This is a genomic window from Rhizobium sp. ZPR4 (genome assembly GCF_040215725.1).
Lineage (GTDB): Bacteria > Pseudomonadota > Alphaproteobacteria > Rhizobiales > Rhizobiaceae > Rhizobium > Rhizobium rhizogenes_D.
This window is the reverse complement of the sequence record NZ_CP157967.1, coordinates 4011468-4027888: the sequence shown is the minus strand read 5'-3', so window position 1 is coordinate 4027888 and position 16421 is coordinate 4011468. Positions and strand designations below refer to the sequence as shown.

Here is a 16421-nt window from a genome sequence, read left to right as displayed (position 1 = left end):
GTGTGAATCCTGTGAATTGCGGCCGTATCTAGCGACTCAAAGCTCCAAATGCAATTGACTCCGGCTTTCGAAGGCAAACTATTGCCGCATGACCATTCACACCGATATCACTCCGACCTTGAACCTCATTCGCCGGCCGCATGGCGAGGGCCTGGAACTGCCCGCCTACGAGACCAAGGGCGCGGCCGGTATGGACCTGCGTGCCGCCATCGACGACGGTGCGACGCTGACGATCGCACCGTGGACTCGGGTGCTCGTTCCAACAGGCTTTATCTTCGAAGTCCCCGAAGGCTTCGAGGCGCAGATCCGTCCGCGTTCTGGGCTTGCCTTCAAGCATGGCATCACCTGCCTGAACTCGCCCGGAACCATTGATAGCGACTATCGCGGCGAAGTGAAGGTGCTGCTGGCCAACCTCAGCGAGGAGCCGTTCGAGATCACCCGTGGCATGCGCATCGCGCAGATGGTGATAGCGCCGGTCATGCAGGTGCGTATCGCCGAGATTGCCGAGATCAGCGAAACTACGCGCGGAGCAGGCGGTTTCGGCTCGACCGGCGTGTGATGCCGGAGCTTGCCCAAGCGCTTGGCCTGACCCTGCGCCAGGATTATTTCGCTGATCGCGCCGCATGGTCGAGCCTCGTTGATCTGTTGCAAGACACGTTCTCGATCGACGTCAGCATTCAAGACCAATTCGGCGGCCCGGACCCGACAAGCATGCCCTTCGGCTACTTTGATAGCGAGGGGCGCTGCGTCGCCAATTTCAGCGCCTTTTCCATGCCGATGGTCATCAATGGCCGTGTCATCAAGGCAGCAGGCTATCAATCGGGTGCGGTCCGGCCAGAATGGCGCGAGCGAGGCCTCTATCGCGATCTCATGCAGCGCGCCTTTGCCCGAACTGCAGCCGAAGGCTACGAACTCGATCTCCTGCTCACCGACAAGCCGGCGCTCTATGAGCGTTACGGCTTTCGCATCCTGCCGCAACATATCTCCGTCGCGCGAGTGCCAAAGCCCCAGAAATCCGATTTGACTGCCCGGCAGCTCTCGCTGGAAACACCTGAAGATCTGCACATGGTCAAGACGCTGCTGCAAGACCGGCAGCCGGTCTCCACCCGATTTGCCGTTGTCAGGCAGATGGAGATGTTTCTGCTGAATGCCTCTTTCAACTCTGCGATCCGCCTGACGGCGCTTGCTGACGACACGGTCGTTGCGTGGACGTTCGACGGCGCCACCTTCTGGATTCTCGATGTGGTGGGGCCAGCCATCCCCTCACTGACAACCATCCTGTCTGCGCTCGACATCGAACCCGAGCGTATCGAAATCTGCTTTTCTCCGGATCGCCTGGATTGCGAGGCGTCGCTGGAGCCCTATGAGGGCTATACGATGCTGATGGTGCGCGGCAAAGCGGCGGACGATATCGCCGGACCGCTCATGCTCTCGCCGATGGCGGAATTTTAGCGCGAAAGCGGCGGCAGCCGACGCTTGACGGGCGTCGCCTTGATCATCGAGGTATTCGTCTCGGCGCGTTCCGTGATCTTGTCCAATATTCCATCGAGTTCGCCCATGGAGCGCACCACCAGCCTCCCGATGAAGCAATCATCGCCGGTGACCTTGTCGCATTCGATGAACTCCGGCGTCTCCTGAATAATCCGCTCGACCACATGCAACTGGCCGGGCAGAGGCCGGATGCGAACGATCGCCTGCAGCGGATAGCCGATGGCCTCCGGCGCGATATCGACGGTGAAGGCTGAAATAATACCCCGCTCTTCCAGCCGCCGCAGCCGTTCCGCGGCACTCGGCGACGAGAGGCCGGCTGCTTCGGCAAGCTCTTTCAAGGATATCCGCGCATTGCGCGCCAGCGACGCGAGCATCCGCTGATCGGTATCATCGAGATTCAAGGCCGCATTAGGAGCACTCATGTTATAGCCTCGTTTAATTAGGCAAGTTCGCAGGATTACCTTATTAAACTTATATCACCTGCCCCTGACCCGCAATATGATTGGCTCCGATAGATGGGAGCCAAGGCGATGAACGAGATAAAGCGCGGCACGATGGAAATGACGGCGGCGATGCTGATTTCAGGCACGATCGGCTGGTTCGTGCTGATGTCCGGGCAGGCCGTAACCGGGGTCGTCTTCTGGCGTTGCTTCTTCGGCGCGCTGACGCTGCTTATCATCTGCGCGGCCATGGGTCTGCTGCGTCCCGGCATCCTCACTCTCAAGACGTTTTCCATCGCGGTCGGCGGCGGGATCGCCATCGTCCTCAACTGGCTGCTGCTTTTCGCGGCCTATTCCCACGCTTCCATTTCCATCGCCACGACGGTCTACAATACGCAGCCCTTCATGCTGCTCGGGCTTGGCGCAATGTTCCTCGGCGAACGGATTACCTTCACCAAGCTCTTCTGGCTTGGCCTCGCCTTTGCCGGCATGGCAGTCATTGTCGAAGGCAAGCCGGCCGAAGCTGCCGGTTCGGGAAGCTATGCGATCGGCATCTTGCTTTCGCTGGGTGCGGCCTTCTTCTATGCGCTGGCGGCGATCGCCGCCAAATGGCTGAAGGGCACGCCGCCGCATCTGATCGCGCTGATCCAGGTGTCGACGGGCATCCTGATGCTGGCGCCCTTCACCAATTTCTCGGCGGCACCCCAGGATGTTGGCGGATGGTCGATCCTCGTTACCATGGGCGTCGTCCATACCGGAGTAATGTATGTGCTGCTCTACGGCGCCATCCAGAAGCTGCCGACGCATCTGACTGGCGCGCTGTCCTTCATCTATCCGATCGCCGCCATCGTCGTCGACCGCTTCGCCTTCGGCCATGTGCTCGGCGTCGCGCAGATCTTCGGTGCAATCATCATTCTCGGGGCTGCGGCCGGCATGAATCTTGGCTGGACGATCCCCCTGCCCTGGCATAGAAACATCGATCTTTCCAAGAGGACGGCCGAATGATCACCTGCTACCTGCGCTATGTCATCGACCCCTACAAGCTTGCACAGTTCGAGCATTACGCCAAGCTCTGGATTCCACTGGTCAACCGGCTGGGCGGCATGCATCACGGCTATTTCATGCCGCATGAGGGCGCCAATAACGTCGCTTTGGCGCTTTTCAGCTTCCCGAGCCTTACCGCCTATGAGGAATATCGGCTGAAAATACCCGAAGATGCGGAATGCCAGGCCGCCCTTGCCTATGGCGAGGAAACACGCTGCATCATCAGCTACGAGCGCAGCTTCATGCGGCCGGTATTCTAAGGTTATTGAGCCGGATTCGGACAGACTTCGGAGCGACCGTCGAGGCCTTCGGCCATCTTTTCGAATGTCGCCGTCGATCCGGCCTTGCTCCCGCCGATGCGCAGCACATAGAGGCTGTCGAAATCCTTGCCATGCCATTTCGGCACGGCCTTCGCATTACCGCCGTTCTCGCTCATCAGCTGACGGGCGAGATCGACGATCTGCTTGTGCTCCCACGCGACGAAGATCAGTTTGCCGGCATAATCCGGCTTCTTCAGCTCGGATTTCAGATCGTCGATATCCTCATAACCGAAGCTGGTATCGACAGGCAGCCCGAGCGCAATGGCAGTCGGCTCGATGGTCGCAAGCGGCCGGATATAATCGTAGGAAGTGCCGGAATCCTTCTTCCGCTTCGATGGATCAGGCGCGAAGATCGCCGCCGGCTTGCCGAAGAGTTTTGTCAGCACCGGTGGTAAAGCCAGCGCTCGGTTGAGGCCCTGGCAGCTCAATTGGCCAAGACCCGCCTCGGGCTTTTCGCCATGGCGCATGAAGACGATCGTCTGCGTGCCCGTCTCCGCCGCCGAAGCGGCGCTCCAGAGCGATGCGAGTGCCAGAAGGCTGGTGGCGAGCGGCAGCGAAGCGCTCCGCATCACCGCTGGGCCTCGAAAGCCATGCGCACGGCGAGCCCGGCCAGCACAGTGCCCATCAGCCAGCGCTGCACCAGCGCGAAGGACGGGCGGCGGGTGAGGAACATCGCGATCCAGCCAGCACTCAGCGCGAAGATGGCATTGAATGTCACGCTGATGATGATCTGCGCAAAACCGAGAACGAGCGATTGAGTAAAGACGCTGCCGGCGACGGGATCGATGAACTGCGGCAGCAACGACAAATAAAGGATTGCGACCTTCGGATTGAGCAGGCTGGTGACCAGCCCCATGGTGAAGAGCCGGCGCGTGCTATCCTTCGGCAGCTCGCGCACCTGAAAGGCGGAACGGCCGCCAGGCTTCAGCGCATTCCAGGCAAGCCAGGCGAGATAGGCCGCACCCGCAAGCCGCAGCGCATCATAGGCGAAGGGAACGGCAAAGACGAAGGCGGTGATACCGAGCGCGGCCGAGAACATGTAGAAGAGGAAGCCGCAGGCGACGCCGCCGAGCGAGATCAGGCCCGCCGCCGGCCCCTGCGAGATCGAACGCGACACCAGATAGATCATATTCGGCCCGGGTGTCAGCACCATGCCGAGAGCGATCAGGGCAAAGGCGATCATGCTGGTCAGATGCGGCATAGAGCCTCCGGCGGGAAAAGGGCTTCAGAAGGAAATTTCGGTGGACGCGACCAGCTTGATTTCATGCGGCCCGGCATCGAAGCCGTCAAGCAGCATATTGTGATGGGTGACAATGTCTTCGAAGCTCAGCCGGCCCATATCCGCCGTGGTGTGCCCGTCCGCAATCAACGTCACGTCGAAGCCCAGCGAAACGGCGCGCCGCACAGTCGTATCCACGCAGAATTGCGTCATGCAGCCGCCGACGATGAGATGGGTGATACCCCGCGCCCGCAGCCGCGCCTCCAGATCCGTCTCGAAGAAGGAATCGCAGCTTGTCTTATGCACGACGACATCGCCGGCTTCGGGCGCGATTTCCCGGCGCAGCTGCCAGCCCTCGCTGCGCTTGACCAGCCGATGCCCCGGCGCGCCGTCATGCTGGACGATAAAGGCCGGAATGCCGGCTGCGCGGGCGCTGTGTTTCAGCGCCGCAAGCTTGGCGATAACAGCCTCGAGCGCGGCATCAATGGCCGGTTGACGCTCCGGTTTCCCGAGGCCTGTCAGGATGGAATTCTGAAGATCGATCAGGAGCAATGCGGAAGACATGATATCCTTGGGCAAAGCAGTTTCGACGCGCCGTTAACGCCTTGGTAATATGTTCGCGGCGCCGGCGCAATCGCTTGAAAACGCAGAAGTGGTGCGATAGAGCGAATACCATCTCAGGAGGAAAGCTTCATGACGCTCGCGGCCCTGTTTGCCTATTGCGGCGCTCTCTTCATCGCCGCCGCCATCCCCGGTCCAGGCATTACGGCGATCGTGGCGCGGGCGCTTGGCTCCGGCTTTCGCGAGACCTTCTTCATGGGCCTCGGTCTCGTGCTCGGCGACACGATCTACCTGACTGCCGTGATCCTCGGCCTCGCCTTCGTGGTGCAGACCTTCACCGAGGTCTTCATCGTCATCAAGATCGCCGGTGCGCTCTATCTCGGCTACATCGCCTGGAAGCTCTGGACGGCGGGCCTGCTTGCGGCCGATATCGCGGCCAAGAAATCCAACGGCGCCAGCATGTCCTTCCTCTCGGGCCTGCTTGTCACGCTCGGCAATCCGAAGACCATGCTTTTCTACGTCGCGCTGGTGCCGACGCTGATCGATATCGGCAGCATTGGCCTGCGCGAATACGCAACCCTGGTGGCAGCGACTTTCGTCATTCTTCTGATCGTTCTCGTGCCCTATATGCTGCTGGCGTCGCGGGCGCGCACCTTTCTCAAGAAGCCGAGGGCGCTGCAGATCCTGAACCGGGTCGCCGCCAGCATCCTCGCCGCCACCGCCGCCTTCATCGCAGCGCGCGCCGCCTGAAAAAAACATTCTCAACAAAGGCGATTGGGAGATTCTTTTCTCACGCACCTTGCGCGGCGAACGTGTGCACACTCTGGTTTCCGCAGCCGTTTGATCCTATTGTCATTGCATAAATCCAATATAGGGAGAGCTACCCATGTCCGACACCCGCAAACCCGGCCGCGGCCGCGTCTATGCCTCGATCACCGAGACCATCGGCGATACGCCGATCGTCCGCCTCGACAAGCTGGCGAAGGAGAAGGGCGTCAAGGCCAACCTCTTGGCAAAGCTCGAATTCTTCAACCCCATCGCGTCCGTGAAGGATCGTATCGGCGTCGCCATGATCGAGAGCCTGGAAACCCAGGGCAAGATCGCTCCCGGCCGGACCGTGCTGATCGAGCCGACCTCAGGCAACACAGGCATTGCGCTTGCCTTTGCCGCAGCCGCCAAAGGCTACCGGCTGATCCTTACCATGCCGGAGACCATGTCGATCGAGCGTCGCAAGATGCTGGCGCTGCTCGGCGCCGAGCTGGTGCTGACCGAGGGACCGAAGGGCATGAAGGGAGCGATTGCCAAGGCCGAAGAACTGGCCGCGTCGCTGCCGGATGCCATCATTCCGCAGCAGTTCGAAAATCCCGCCAATCCGGAAATCCATCGCAAGACGACGGCTGAGGAAATCTGGAACGATACCGACGGCAAGGTCGACATCTTCGTTTCCGGCATCGGCACCGGCGGAACGATCACCGGCGTCGGCCAGGTGCTGAAGGCCCGCAAGCCAGACATCAAGGTCATCGCCGTCGAGCCGACGGATTCGCCGGTTCTTTCGGGCGGCAATCCCGGCCCGCACAAGATCCAGGGCATCGGTGCCGGCTTCGCGCCGAAGGTTCTCGATACGCATGTCTATGACGAGGTAATCACCGTCAGCAATGACGAGGCGTTTCAACAGGCCCGGCTCGTCGCAAAGCTCGAAGGCGTGCCTGTTGGTATTTCCTCCGGCGCGGCGCTGACGGCAGCCATCAAGATTGGCCAGCGTCCCGAAAACGAAGGCAAGACCATCGTCGTCATCATCCCCTCCTTCGCCGAGCGCTATCTGTCGACGGCGCTGTTCGAAGGCCTTGGCGGCTGAAATGAGCTGCAATAAATTGATTGAGAAAGGGGTGCTGCGGCGCCCCTTTTTTGTTCGGACAAGCCGAAGACAGCACCGTGCCACCTCAGCTCCGGATTTTCAGGCATGCGCGGCCAGCCGCTCGCCGGCGATGCGATAGGAGATGGCTTCAGCAAGGTGGATGCGCCCAACGGTTGGTTTATCGTCCAGATCGGCAAGCGTTCGCGCGACCTTGAGGATGCGATGATAGCCACGGGCGGAGAATTTCATTTTCTCGGCGGCATCACGCAGCAGCTGTAGGCCTGATGCATCCGGCTCGGCGATGGTTTCGATCATCGCGGTCGAGCAGCGGGCGTTGGTGGTGATCTCCATCATGCCAGCCCGTTCGAAACGCTCCCGCTGCCGTTCGCGGGCACGGGCGACACGCAAAGCAACATCGGCGCTGCTTTCCGAGGCCGTTGGCCGGATGAGATCAGCGGCGGAGACCGCCGGCACATCGATGCGGATATCGATACGATCGAGCAGCGGGCCGGAAATGCGACCTTGATAATCGCTCGCGCAGCGCGGCCCACGGGCGCAGGTGTGCCCCGGCTCGCCAGCCATGCCGCAGCGGCACGGGTTCATCGCCGCCACGAGTTGGATACCGGCCGGATAGGCGACGCGATGATTTGCTCTGGCGATAACACACTCGCCGGTTTCGAGCGGCTGACGCAGCGCATCGAGCGCCTGCGGTGAAAACTCCGGCAGCTCGTCGAGGAAGAGAATGCCGTGATGGGCGAGCGACACCTCGCCAGGCCGCGCGCGCAGACCGCCGCCGACCAGCGCCGCCATGGTGGCCGAATGATGCGGCGCGCGATAGGGCCGCCGGTCGGAGAGCTTGCCGCCCGAAAGCTGGCCGGCGATCGAATGGATCATCGACACTTCAAGCAGCTCGTTCGTCGACAAGGGCGGCAGGATCGATGGCAGGCGCGAGGCGAGCATCGACTTGCCGGAGCCAGGAGGCCCGACGAAAAGAAGATTGTGCCCGCCGGCCGCCGCCACTTCCAGGGCGCGCTTGGCGCTTTCCTGCCCCTTGATATCGGCAAGATCGGGCAGATTGGCAGCACTCGCGCGAACGGAGGGCTCCGGCCGTGACAGGACCTGCGTACCACGGAAATGATTGGCGAGCGCGATCAGGCTGCGCGGCGCCAGAATGTCCATCTCCTTGCCGGCCCAGGCAGCTTCCGGCCCGCTTTCGGCCGGGCAGATCAGGCCCTTGCCCGCAGCGTTGGCGGCGATCGCCGCGGGAAGCGCGCCGGCAACAGGCGCAATCGTGCCATCGAGATTGAGCTCGCCGATAACGGTGTAGGACGACAGGGCATCGGCAGGGATCGCGCCGAGCGCCGCCATCAGGCCGAGCGCGATGGCAAGGTCGAAATGGCTACCTTCTTTCGGCAGATCCGCCGGCGCAAGATTGACTGTCACTTTCTTTGGCGGCAGCGCAAGGCCGGAAGCGTGCAGCGCTGCCTGAACCCTTTCCCGGCTCTCTGCGACAGCCTTGTCCGGCAGACCGACGATATGCATCAGCACCTTGCCGGGCGCGATCATAACCTGCACTTCGACGGGTACGCCCTCAATGCCCTGAAACGCCACCGTACTGACGCGCGCTACCATGCCCTATCCCCTGTCGCGGAACCCGTTTGCCGTTACGTGCCCCGATCAGCAAACTTCGGGTTGCAATCTGGCACAAGACAAGGAATGAAACAAGAACAATAAATGAACAGAAGCTTCTCTCAGTCATGCCGAAATCATCGACATGACTGAGTGCGCATTATTGTCCAGCTGGAAGCGTGGTCGAGAACAGCCGATCAGGCCCGCTTGGCCTCGATCGCATCCCAGAGCAGGCTGGCGATGTCGGCGCCGCCGAAGCGCTTCACTTCGCGGATGCCGGTCGGCGACGTCACGTTGATCTCGGTCATGTAGTCGCCGATGACGTCGATGCCGACGAGCAGGAAGCCACGCTCCTTCAGCGCGGGGCCGATGCGGGCGCAGATTTCCTTTTCGCGCGCCGTCAGATCGGTCGCTTCGGCACGGCCGCCGACATGCATGTTGGAGCGGGCGTCATGCTCGGCCGGTACGCGGTTGATCGCGCCGACGGCCTCACCATCGACGAGGATGATGCGCTTGTCACCCTTGCGCACGTCAGGCAGATATTGCTGTGCGATGAACGGCTCGCGGAAGAGCTGGCCGAACATTTCGAGTAGCGACGAGAGATTGCGGTCGTCGCGCGTCGAATGGAAAACGCCAGCGCCGCCATTGCCGTAAAGCGGTTTCAGGATGATATCGCCCATCTCCTCACGGAAGCGGCGGATTTCGCCGGCATCGCGGGTGATCAGCGTCTTCGGCATGAGATCGGCAAATTCGGTGACGAAGATCTTTTCGGGCGAGTTGCGCACCCAGGCCGGATCGTTGACGACGAGCGTCTTCGGGTGGATGCGTTCGAGCAGATGCGTCGAGGTGATGTAGGCCATGTCGAATGGCGGGTCCTGGCGCAGCAGCACCACGTCCATGGTCGAGAGGTCGACGCGCTCGGCCTCGCCGAGCTCGAAGTGATTGCCCTTCACATCGCGCAGGATCATCGGTTCGACGGAGGCATAGATCTTGCCGTCGCGCATGCTCAGCCGCTCGGGCGTATAGTGGAAGAGCTTGTAGCCGCGGTTCTGCGCCTCGAGGCTCATGGCGAAGGTCGAGTCGCCCGCAATGTTGATGCTCCGGACATGGTCCATCTGGACCGCAACATTCTTGATACCAGCCATAGTCAGCCCTCGCTCGAATTTGCGGACAGATGTAGGTCGGCCCGCCTGCAAACGCAACGGCTATTCAATCGCTTCCGTGGAGCTGTGCGGCACTCAGGCGGCAAGGCCCTGCGTGTTGCCTTGCCGGACGAGGTTGCGCAGACGATAAGCCATGGTCAAAGGCTTCGGGAACGGCTTGCGCAGGAAGGCGACCTTGCGCAGATAGCGGTCGATGCGCCATGTCGCCCAGGTGCCGCCGGCGAAATAGGCGACATCGCCGGCATGCAGCGTGCGCTCGACACCGTCTTCCGTGGTGATGTGAACCTCGCCTTCGAGGATCATCACCGTTTCATCCCAGCCGAAATACCAGCGGAATTCGCCTGCGGTGCAATCCCACAGCGCAGTCATCGCGGCATCGTCCTGTCCGCGCGAGTGCTCGGCGATACGGGCAACCGGATCGCCCGACAATATCCAGGAGCGTTCGATCGGCGACGGCTTCATTTCCATCTCGTCGCTGGCGCCCGCCACGAAATTCTTCGACGGCGACATCGCAACAACGACCGGGACGGCACGCGCGGCAAAGGCCGCCATGCTCGCCAACATCAGTTTCAAGACCATGCAATCCCCCAAATTCCATGCGCGTCTACGATCTCATCGCATGGAAGGAGTAACGGCACGGTTCATCAAACCGAACGCATTTTAACGATTGCAGCGATTAAAGCGCATCGCGATCTTTCAGATTCGCTTCTCGCGCTTTAACCCTTTGATTTCATGCATGTCGTTGTCGCAAAACCGCCGCACACTTTTGCGCGACATGCACTAGGCGGAAAAACCTTCGATCGTGCAGACGATCATGTCGTGATCGGAGAGCGGCTTGCCCTCTCCGTTGAGAGAGGAAACGAGGTGGCTCTCGCCGATCTTCAGGCCGCGGGCGATGAACCAGTCGAGCTTCATGGCGCGATCGGGAAAGCGCGTGATCAGGCTCGGGCGCGTGCTTGTCTGGTCGAGCGGGCCGCCGTGGCATTCGAAGCCTCGACCCTCGGCCATGGCGAACAGCGTATCGGTCGCGTAATCGCCGCCGGTGTGGTTGCCGGTGTTGAGATCGCCGCCGATCAGGATCGGCAGGCCGGGCGCGAAGGCCTCGACCGCATCGATCAACGCCGCCATTTGACGCTCGCGATAGGCAGCGGTCGCCACACTTTCGAGATGAACGGAAACGGCAACCATCGGGCCGGCCTTCGTCTCGACGATGGCGCCGACGGCGCAGCGATCGCCGATGCGCGGCTGCTCGTTGCTGTCGTTGAACCAGACGGCCTCGCCCGGCAGGCGGATCAGGAACGCATCCTTCAGAGCGACCGAGGCCATCAGCGCATTGCCGTGAAAGCCCTTCTCATTGAAATCATCGCGGCAGTAGGAGCGCTCGATTTCCGAACCGAGGCTGAGCTCCAGGAACTCGACGCCATAGGCATGGTTCATGCCGAGTTCGCCGGCGACGATAGCGGTGGGGTCGCGCTGCTCGGTGCGGGCCATGCCCAGATCCATTTCCGACAGCAGAATAAGCGGCGCTCCGGTTTCCCGCAGCTTGGCCGCGCTCTCCTCGGGAAACAGGCAGCGCTCGAGGTTCCAGGCGGCGACCGTGAACGGGAAGACCAAGGCCTCGACCTGCGCATCCGCCCCGTCGATGCGCACCGTATTCAGGCAGGCAAGCGATGCGAGCTTCGCGGCATGAACGGTGGGGATCTTTTCGAGAGAGACGAAGCTCTTGCGCTCTTCCTGCGAGGGAACGGTGAAGGCGGAAACGGTATTGCGGATCATGGTGAAGCCTGTCGAAATGAGGAGCGCCGGCGAAAAAGCCGCGAGTGCTGGTTGCCCGGCAATAGGCTGATTTTGTGACGGTCCTGTAACGCCTCAGTCAAAACGCATCGGGAAAATGCTGCGGCCAGCGGCCGGGCAGCATGGCGACGATATCATAGCGCTGCGAGAGGCGGGCGAAATCCGGCTGGCGGGCAAGCCAGAGATCGCTTGCGGCACGGATTCGCCTTTGCGAAGAGACGGAAACGGCGTCGATCGCCTCCTGCGCGCCGCGCCGCGACTTGACCTCGACGAAGACGGCGAGATCGCCCTTGCGGGCGACGATATCGATTTCACCAAGCTTGGTGCGGTGGCGGATCGCCAGGATGCGATAGCCCTTGAGCATCAGGAAGGCTGCGGCGAGATATTCGGCGATATGCCCGCGCCGCCAGGCCTTTTGCCGTTTCCGCGTCTCGCCTGTCTCAGGCCTCGGATCAAGCATGGCGCTCCTTCATATCGAGCAGGCGCTGATACAGCTCCTTGCGCGGCAGGCCGGTGAGGCGTGCAGCCTCGGTCGCGGCCTTGGCGGTCGGCATTGTCCCTGAGAGATCGGCCAGGATCGCATCGACATCGGCCTCCGCCGTGACGCTTTCGGCGGGCGGACCGACGAGCCAGACGATTTCGCCCTTCACATTGTCGACGGCATCATAGAATGCGGCGAGTTCGGACAATGTGCCGCGTCGGAATTCCTCGAAGGTCTTCGTCAGCTCGCGGCAGACGGCACCTGCGCGCTCGCCCCCAAGCACATCGGCGGCGGCGGCAAGGGTTGCGGCGATGCGATGCGGCGATTCAAAGAAGATGAGAGTGGCAGGCACGGCTGCCAGCTCGGCCAGCCGGTCCCGCCGGCCTTTATCCTTGGCCGGCAGGAAACCGGCGAAGAAGAAGGCGTCGTTCGGAAGACCGGAGCCGACAAGGGCTGCGAGCGGCGCCGAGGCGCCGGGGATCGGAACGACCTTGTAGCCCGCCTCGATCGCCTGCACCGCCAGCCGGTAGCCGGGATCGGAGACGAGCGGCGTGCCGGCATCCGACACCAGCGCCACCGAGCGGCCGGCCTCCAACGCCTGCAGCAGCCGCGGACCGGCCTCATCGGCATTGTATTCGTGATAGGCATAGGGCTTGTTCTGGATGCCATAGCGGTCGAGCAGAACGCGGGTGACGCGCGTGTCCTCGCAGGCGAGCACATCGGCGCCGGCGAGCGTTTCCAGCGCCCTCAGCGTGATGTCGCCGAGATTGCCGATGGGTGTCGCGACGAGATAGAGCGCCGGTTCGAGGGGGCGGGCCGGAATCTGATTGTTATGCAGGCGGAAACTGCGCGCTCCGCCGCTCAATTGGTCTTCGTTCATGCCGGTCCTGAATTCGCTTGGGATAAGCAGCCTTTATGGGCGAGGCGCGCACGGACGGCAAGAGCGGTGCAATTCCTGTGGAGCATTGTCGACGAAATGTCGAATTGGCCCTTGGCAATTGATCCATGCCTCTTGCATTCAGAGGGAGAAGTCTGCCAAGTTGCCTGTCCAATCTTTCGGGCCTCGTCCGAAAACATGTCGCTCGGGCGCCTCGGGCCGCCCGGCAAGTCACGGTCGAAAGCGGTAGCATCCATGCGTATAACAATTGAGCGGTCGAACCTCCTGAAGTCGCTGAACCACGTACATCGCGTGGTCGAGCGCCGCAACACGATCCCGATCCTGTCCAACGTGCTTCTGAAGGCCGATGGCACGAACCTCGACATGAAGGCGACCGACCTCGACCTCGAAATCACCGAGGCAACGCCCGCCAATGTCGAGCAGGCCGGCGCCACCACGGTTCCCGCTCATCTGCTCTACGACATCGTGCGCAAACTGTCCGACGGCTCGGAAGTGCTGCTGGCCACCAATGCCGACGGCAGCTCGATGACGGTCGCCTCCGGCCGCTCGAAGTTCTCGCTGCAATGCCTGCCGGAATCCGATTTCCCGGATCTCACCGCCGGCAGCTTCAGCCACTCCTTCAAGCTGAAGGCGGCCGATCTGAAGATGCTGATCGACCGGACGCAGTTCGCGATCTCCACCGAGGAGACCCGCTATTATCTCAACGGCATCTTCTTCCACACGATCGAAAGCGATGGTGACCTGAAGCTTCGGGCAGTCGCCACCGACGGCCATCGCCTGGCCCGCGCCGATGTTACCGCCCCCTCGGGCTCGGAAGGCATGCCCGGCATCATCATTCCGCGCAAGACGGTCGGCGAACTTCAAAAGCTGGTGGATTCGCCGGACGCGGTCGTCACGGTCGAAGTGTCCGACGCCAAGATCCGTCTGACGATCGGCTCCATCGTCATGACGTCGAAGCTGATCGATGGCACCTTCCCGGACTATCAGCGAGTCATCCCGGCCAACAACGACAAGGAAATGCGCGTCGATTGTCAGACCTTCGCCCAGGCCGTCGACCGCGTATCGACGATCTCTTCCGAGCGCGGCCGCGCCGTGAAGCTCGCTCTGTCCGACGGCCAGCTGCTGCTGACGGTCAACAACCCGGATTCGGGCAGCGCGACCGAAGAAGTCGCCGTCGGCTATGAGATGGACCCGATGGAAATCGGCTTCAATGCGAAGTATCTCCTCGATATCACCGCGCAGCTTTCGGGCGATTCCGCTGTGTTCCTGCTGGCCGATGCCGGCTCGCCGACGCTCATCCGCGACACGGCCGGCGACGACGCGCTCTATGTGCTGATGCCGATGCGCGTGTAGAGCATGATGCCGAAAAGTGTGAGCGGTTTTCGGACAACATCATGCTCCACTTCTTTGATTCCAGAGCCGGATGATTTTAGGTCGAACAGACCTAAAATCATCCGGCTCTGGCGAAACCAAAGCGCCCTTTGATGCGTTCATACAACGCAGGGGCGCTTTTATTTGGTCCTTTGTCGATTGCGACATTTTCTCTTGTTATTGCGTCATCCCGTTGCAAGATCCTAGAGAAGCGGTATGTAAGTCGCGACGGTAACATCTGGTGGGGGGAGAGCATGGCGCTGCGTCTCAAGGAACGGCTGGGCAAGAAGTTCGACGAGGAGATTCGTTTCTTCAAAGGCATGATGCAGGGACCAAAGACCGTCGGGTCGATCGTTCCCACCTCGTCGATCACGGCCCGCAAGATGGCTGGTGTCATCAACACCCAATCCGGCCTGCCAGTGTTGGAACTCGGACCGGGAACCGGGGCGATCACCAAGGCGATCCTCGGACGCGGCATCGAACCGGAGAACTTGGTCGCCATCGAATATTCGACCGATTTCTACAATCATCTCGTACGCCGTTACCCTGGCGTCAACTTCATCAATGGCGATGCCTTCGATCTCGATACGACGCTCGGCGTGCTGCGCGGACAGACCTTCGATTGCGTCGTCTCAGGCATTCCGCTCCTCAATTTCCCGATGAAGGCGCGCGTCGCCTTACTGGAAAGCCTTTTGGACCGCATGCCGCCCGGTCGGCCCATGGTGCAGATTTCCTATGGACCGGTTTCACCGATCATCGCCAAGCCGGATCGCTACCATATCCGCCACTACGACTTCATCGTCCGCAACATTCCGCCGGCCCAGCTCTGGGTCTATAGCCGCGGCTGAGGCAATCGCTGGGACAATCCATGTATGCTCTTTATATTACGCACCCGCAGGTGCGCATCGATCCGGATGTGCCGGTGCCGCAATGGGGCTTGTCCGACATTGGAGCCGGGCGGGCGCGACTGGCGGCAAGCCGCCCCTGGGCGCGAGAGCTTGGCCTCATTATTTCCAGCGGCGAGCGCAAGGCGATCGAAACGGCCGAGGCTTTGGCCGCGGCAAGCGGCGCACCGATCGAGATCATCGAGGCCACGCACGAAAATGACCGCAGCGCCACGGGCTTTCTGGCTCCGCCGGAGTTCGAGAAGGCAGCCGACTGGTTCTTCGCCAATCCACATGAAAGCTTCAAGGGCTGGGAACGCGCCATCGACGCGCAGGCGAGAATCGTCTCCAACGTCGAGGCCGTTCTTGCGCGGCACGATCCAGAAGTACCCATCGCCTTCGTCGGTCATGGCGGCGTCGGCACGCTGCTGAAATGCCATCTGGAGGGAAAGCCGATCGCGCGGCAGGGCGACCAGCCGCCGGGCGGCGGCAATCTTTTCTGTTTCGATCTTGCGAAGCGCGTCGTCTCATGCGACTGGACACCCATGGAAGACTGGATGGGATGGGCTTGATATGACCGCACGCGACCGCTTGATCGTTGGATTGGATGTTCCAAACCTTCAGGAGGCCGAGAAAGTGGTCAGCGCCCTCGGCGACGATATCCTCTATTACAAGATCGGCTATCAGCTCGCCTTCGCCGGCGGCCTGGAATTCGCCCGCGATCTTGCCGCCAGCGGCAAGAAGATCTTTCTCGACATGAAGCTGCTCGACATCGACAACACGGTGGCCTCCGGTGTGGAGAACATCGTCAAGATGGGCATGTCGATGCTGACGCTGCACGCCTATCCGAAGGCGATGAAGGCGGCCGTCGAGGCGGCCAAGGGGTCCGATCTCTGCCTGCTCGGCGTCACGGTGCTGACCTCGATGGACGAAGAGGATCTCATCTCCGCTGGCTATGAATACGATCCGCATACGCTGGTACTGCGCCGGGCTGAACAGGCGCATCTCGCCGGCATGGGCGGCATCGTCTGCTCGGCCGAGGAGTCCGCCGCCGTCCGCAAGATCATCGGCCCTGACATGGCGCTGGTGACCCCCGGCATCCGCCCGGCCGGCAGCGATAAGGGCGACCAGAAGCGGGTGATGACGCCGGCCGATGCCATCAAGGCCGGATCGAGCCACCTCGTCGTCGCCCGACCGATCGTCAAGTCGGCCGATCCGAAGGAGGCCGCCCGCGCCATCCTCGCCGAGATCGACGCAGCACTCTAAACGAC

At 61.7% G+C, this 16421-nt stretch carries 20 protein-coding genes; 10 read left to right on the top strand and 10 right to left on the bottom strand.

Annotation, left to right across the window (positions count from 1 at the left end):
• The first annotated feature begins 88 nt into the window (after positions 1-88).
• Both dut and ABOK31_RS19370 read left to right on the top strand, forming a co-directional pair.
• A complete protein-coding gene (dut, locus tag ABOK31_RS19375) occupies positions 89-559 on the top strand; it encodes a dUTP diphosphatase (protein ID WP_174175730.1) in 471 nt (156 codons plus the stop codon).
• Entirely contained in the window at positions 559-1452 is an 894-nt protein-coding gene (locus ABOK31_RS19370) for a GNAT family N-acetyltransferase (RefSeq protein WP_349957254.1), read from the top strand. Before dut ends, ABOK31_RS19370 begins: the two co-directional genes overlap by 1 nt.
• On the opposite strand, the gene ABOK31_RS19365 is transcribed toward ABOK31_RS19370, so the two are convergent.
• Positions 1449-1913 carry an Lrp/AsnC family transcriptional regulator gene (locus ABOK31_RS19365; protein ID WP_349957252.1) on the bottom strand — a complete coding sequence of 155 codons (465 nt, stop codon included), beginning with the start codon at positions 1911-1913 and terminating at the stop codon, positions 1449-1451. The two genes, ABOK31_RS19370 and ABOK31_RS19365, sit on opposite strands and share 4 nt — an antisense overlap.
• 108 nt (positions 1914-2021) lie before the next feature.
• Here ABOK31_RS19365 and ABOK31_RS19360 point away from each other — a divergent pair, with 108 nt between their 5' ends.
• Together ABOK31_RS19360 and ABOK31_RS19355 are read left to right on the top strand one after the other, a co-directional pair.
• Entirely contained in the window at positions 2022-2936 is a 915-nt protein-coding gene (locus ABOK31_RS19360) for a DMT family transporter (RefSeq protein WP_349957251.1), read from the top strand.
• Positions 2933-3235 carry an NIPSNAP family protein gene (locus ABOK31_RS19355; RefSeq protein ID WP_349957249.1) on the top strand — a complete coding sequence of 101 codons (303 nt, stop codon included), beginning with the start codon at positions 2933-2935 and terminating at the stop codon, positions 3233-3235. Before ABOK31_RS19360 ends, ABOK31_RS19355 begins: the two co-directional genes overlap by 4 nt.
• Positions 3236-3237: 2 nt before the next feature.
• Here the strand turns inward: ABOK31_RS19355 and ABOK31_RS19350 are convergent, their stop codons facing one another.
• From ABOK31_RS19350 to ABOK31_RS19340, 3 genes are read right to left on the bottom strand one after another with little or no spacing between them, the layout of a single operon-like run.
• On the bottom strand, positions 3238-3864 hold the full coding sequence (locus tag ABOK31_RS19350; protein ID WP_349957247.1) for a hypothetical protein: 627 nt from the start codon (positions 3862-3864) through the stop codon (positions 3238-3240).
• Positions 3864-4496 carry a LysE family translocator gene (locus ABOK31_RS19345; RefSeq protein ID WP_349957246.1) on the bottom strand — a complete coding sequence of 211 codons (633 nt, stop codon included), beginning with the start codon at positions 4494-4496 and terminating at the stop codon, positions 3864-3866. Before ABOK31_RS19345 ends, ABOK31_RS19350 begins: the two co-directional genes overlap by 1 nt.
• A gap of 24 nt (positions 4497-4520) precedes the next feature.
• On the bottom strand, positions 4521-5078 hold the full coding sequence (locus tag ABOK31_RS19340; RefSeq protein WP_349957244.1) for a cysteine hydrolase family protein: 558 nt from the start codon (positions 5076-5078) through the stop codon (positions 4521-4523).
• A 129-nt stretch (positions 5079-5207) separates the two neighbouring features.
• On the opposite strand from ABOK31_RS19340, the gene ABOK31_RS19335 reads away from it, so the two are divergent.
• Both ABOK31_RS19335 and cysK read left to right on the top strand, forming a co-directional pair.
• Complete coding sequence (locus tag ABOK31_RS19335) at positions 5208-5825, top strand: LysE family translocator (protein WP_349957243.1); 618 nt, start codon at positions 5208-5210, stop codon at positions 5823-5825.
• Positions 5826-5961: 136 nt separating this feature from the next.
• Positions 5962-6930 carry a cysteine synthase A gene (gene cysK, locus ABOK31_RS19330; protein ID WP_349957242.1) on the top strand — a complete coding sequence of 323 codons (969 nt, stop codon included), beginning with the start codon at positions 5962-5964 and terminating at the stop codon, positions 6928-6930.
• A gap of 99 nt (positions 6931-7029) precedes the next feature.
• On the opposite strand, the gene ABOK31_RS19325 is transcribed toward cysK, so the two are convergent.
• From ABOK31_RS19325 to rsmI, 6 genes are all read right to left on the bottom strand, one after another.
• On the bottom strand, positions 7030-8562 hold the full coding sequence (locus ABOK31_RS19325) for a YifB family Mg chelatase-like AAA ATPase (RefSeq protein ID WP_349957240.1): 1533 nt from the start codon (positions 8560-8562) through the stop codon (positions 7030-7032).
• A gap of 194 nt (positions 8563-8756) precedes the next feature.
• Positions 8757-9704 carry a glutathione synthase gene (gene gshB / locus ABOK31_RS19320; protein WP_349957239.1) on the bottom strand — a complete coding sequence of 316 codons (948 nt, stop codon included), beginning with the start codon at positions 9702-9704 and terminating at the stop codon, positions 8757-8759.
• Positions 9705-9797: 93 nt separating this feature from the next.
• Entirely contained in the window at positions 9798-10301 is a 504-nt protein-coding gene (locus ABOK31_RS19315) for a cupin domain-containing protein (protein WP_174175754.1), read from the bottom strand.
• Positions 10302-10502: 201 nt separating this feature from the next.
• Entirely contained in the window at positions 10503-11498 is a 996-nt protein-coding gene (locus ABOK31_RS19310; RefSeq protein WP_349957238.1) for an endonuclease, read from the bottom strand.
• A gap of 97 nt (positions 11499-11595) precedes the next feature.
• On the bottom strand, positions 11596-11976 hold the full coding sequence (locus tag ABOK31_RS19305) for a YraN family protein (RefSeq protein ID WP_349957237.1): 381 nt from the start codon (positions 11974-11976) through the stop codon (positions 11596-11598).
• Positions 11969-12877, bottom strand: a complete 909-nt coding sequence (gene rsmI, locus ABOK31_RS19300) for a 16S rRNA (cytidine(1402)-2'-O)-methyltransferase (protein WP_349957236.1) — start codon at positions 12875-12877, stop codon at positions 11969-11971. The genes ABOK31_RS19305 and rsmI overlap by 8 nt, the downstream gene beginning before the upstream one ends.
• Before the next feature lie 252 nt (positions 12878-13129).
• Between rsmI and dnaN the strand changes: the two genes are divergently transcribed.
• The 4 genes from dnaN to pyrF all read left to right on the top strand — a co-directional run bounded on the left by dnaN (position 13130) and on the right by pyrF (position 16416).
• Positions 13130-14248: a DNA polymerase III subunit beta gene (gene dnaN, locus ABOK31_RS19295; protein ID WP_349957234.1), complete on the top strand. Its 1119-nt coding sequence runs from the start codon at positions 13130-13132 to the stop codon at positions 14246-14248.
• A gap of 272 nt (positions 14249-14520) precedes the next feature.
• On the top strand, positions 14521-15114 hold the full coding sequence (gene pmtA, locus ABOK31_RS19290) for a phospholipid N-methyltransferase PmtA (protein ID WP_349957233.1): 594 nt from the start codon (positions 14521-14523) through the stop codon (positions 15112-15114).
• Positions 15115-15134: 20 nt separating this feature from the next.
• The gene (locus tag ABOK31_RS19285) at positions 15135-15722 is read left to right on the top strand and encodes a histidine phosphatase family protein (protein ID WP_349957232.1); all 588 of its coding nucleotides are present in this window, start codon (positions 15135-15137) and stop codon (positions 15720-15722) included.
• Position 15723: 1 nt separating this feature from the next.
• Complete coding sequence (pyrF, locus tag ABOK31_RS19280) at positions 15724-16416, top strand: orotidine-5'-phosphate decarboxylase (RefSeq protein ID WP_174175768.1); 693 nt, start codon at positions 15724-15726, stop codon at positions 16414-16416.
• The last annotated feature ends 5 nt before the right edge of the window (positions 16417-16421 follow it).

Bases quoted from the DNA above. Each gene is read 5' to 3' on its own strand.
- dut (WP_174175730.1), top strand. From the start codon at position 89: ATGACCATTCACACCGATATCACTCCGACCTTGAACCTCATTCGCCGG.
- ABOK31_RS19370 (WP_349957254.1), top strand. From the start codon at position 559: ATGCCGGAGCTTGCCCAAGCGCTTGGCCTGACCCTGCGCCAGGATTAT.
- ABOK31_RS19365 (WP_349957252.1), bottom strand. From the start codon at position 1,913: ATGAGTGCTCCTAATGCGGCCTTGAATCTCGATGATACCGATCAGCGG.
- ABOK31_RS19360 (WP_349957251.1), top strand. From the start codon at position 2,022: ATGAACGAGATAAAGCGCGGCACGATGGAAATGACGGCGGCGATGCTG.
- ABOK31_RS19355 (WP_349957249.1), top strand. From the start codon at position 2,933: ATGATCACCTGCTACCTGCGCTATGTCATCGACCCCTACAAGCTTGCA.
- ABOK31_RS19350 (WP_349957247.1), bottom strand. From the start codon at position 3,864: ATGCGGAGCGCTTCGCTGCCGCTCGCCACCAGCCTTCTGGCACTCGCA.
- ABOK31_RS19345 (WP_349957246.1), bottom strand. From the start codon at position 4,496: ATGCCGCATCTGACCAGCATGATCGCCTTTGCCCTGATCGCTCTCGGC.
- ABOK31_RS19340 (WP_349957244.1), bottom strand. From the start codon at position 5,078: ATGTCTTCCGCATTGCTCCTGATCGATCTTCAGAATTCCATCCTGACA.
- ABOK31_RS19335 (WP_349957243.1), top strand. From the start codon at position 5,208: ATGACGCTCGCGGCCCTGTTTGCCTATTGCGGCGCTCTCTTCATCGCC.
- cysK (WP_349957242.1), top strand. From the start codon at position 5,962: ATGTCCGACACCCGCAAACCCGGCCGCGGCCGCGTCTATGCCTCGATC.
- ABOK31_RS19325 (WP_349957240.1), bottom strand. From the start codon at position 8,562: ATGGTAGCGCGCGTCAGTACGGTGGCGTTTCAGGGCATTGAGGGCGTA.
- gshB (WP_349957239.1), bottom strand. From the start codon at position 9,704: ATGGCTGGTATCAAGAATGTTGCGGTCCAGATGGACCATGTCCGGAGC.
- ABOK31_RS19315 (WP_174175754.1), bottom strand. From the start codon at position 10,301: ATGGTCTTGAAACTGATGTTGGCGAGCATGGCGGCCTTTGCCGCGCGT.
- ABOK31_RS19310 (WP_349957238.1), bottom strand. From the start codon at position 11,498: ATGATCCGCAATACCGTTTCCGCCTTCACCGTTCCCTCGCAGGAAGAG.
- ABOK31_RS19305 (WP_349957237.1), bottom strand. From the start codon at position 11,976: ATGCTTGATCCGAGGCCTGAGACAGGCGAGACGCGGAAACGGCAAAAG.
- rsmI (WP_349957236.1), bottom strand. From the start codon at position 12,877: ATGAACGAAGACCAATTGAGCGGCGGAGCGCGCAGTTTCCGCCTGCAT.
- dnaN (WP_349957234.1), top strand. From the start codon at position 13,130: ATGCGTATAACAATTGAGCGGTCGAACCTCCTGAAGTCGCTGAACCAC.
- pmtA (WP_349957233.1), top strand. From the start codon at position 14,521: ATGGCGCTGCGTCTCAAGGAACGGCTGGGCAAGAAGTTCGACGAGGAG.
- ABOK31_RS19285 (WP_349957232.1), top strand. From the start codon at position 15,135: ATGTATGCTCTTTATATTACGCACCCGCAGGTGCGCATCGATCCGGAT.
- pyrF (WP_174175768.1), top strand. From the start codon at position 15,724: ATGACCGCACGCGACCGCTTGATCGTTGGATTGGATGTTCCAAACCTT.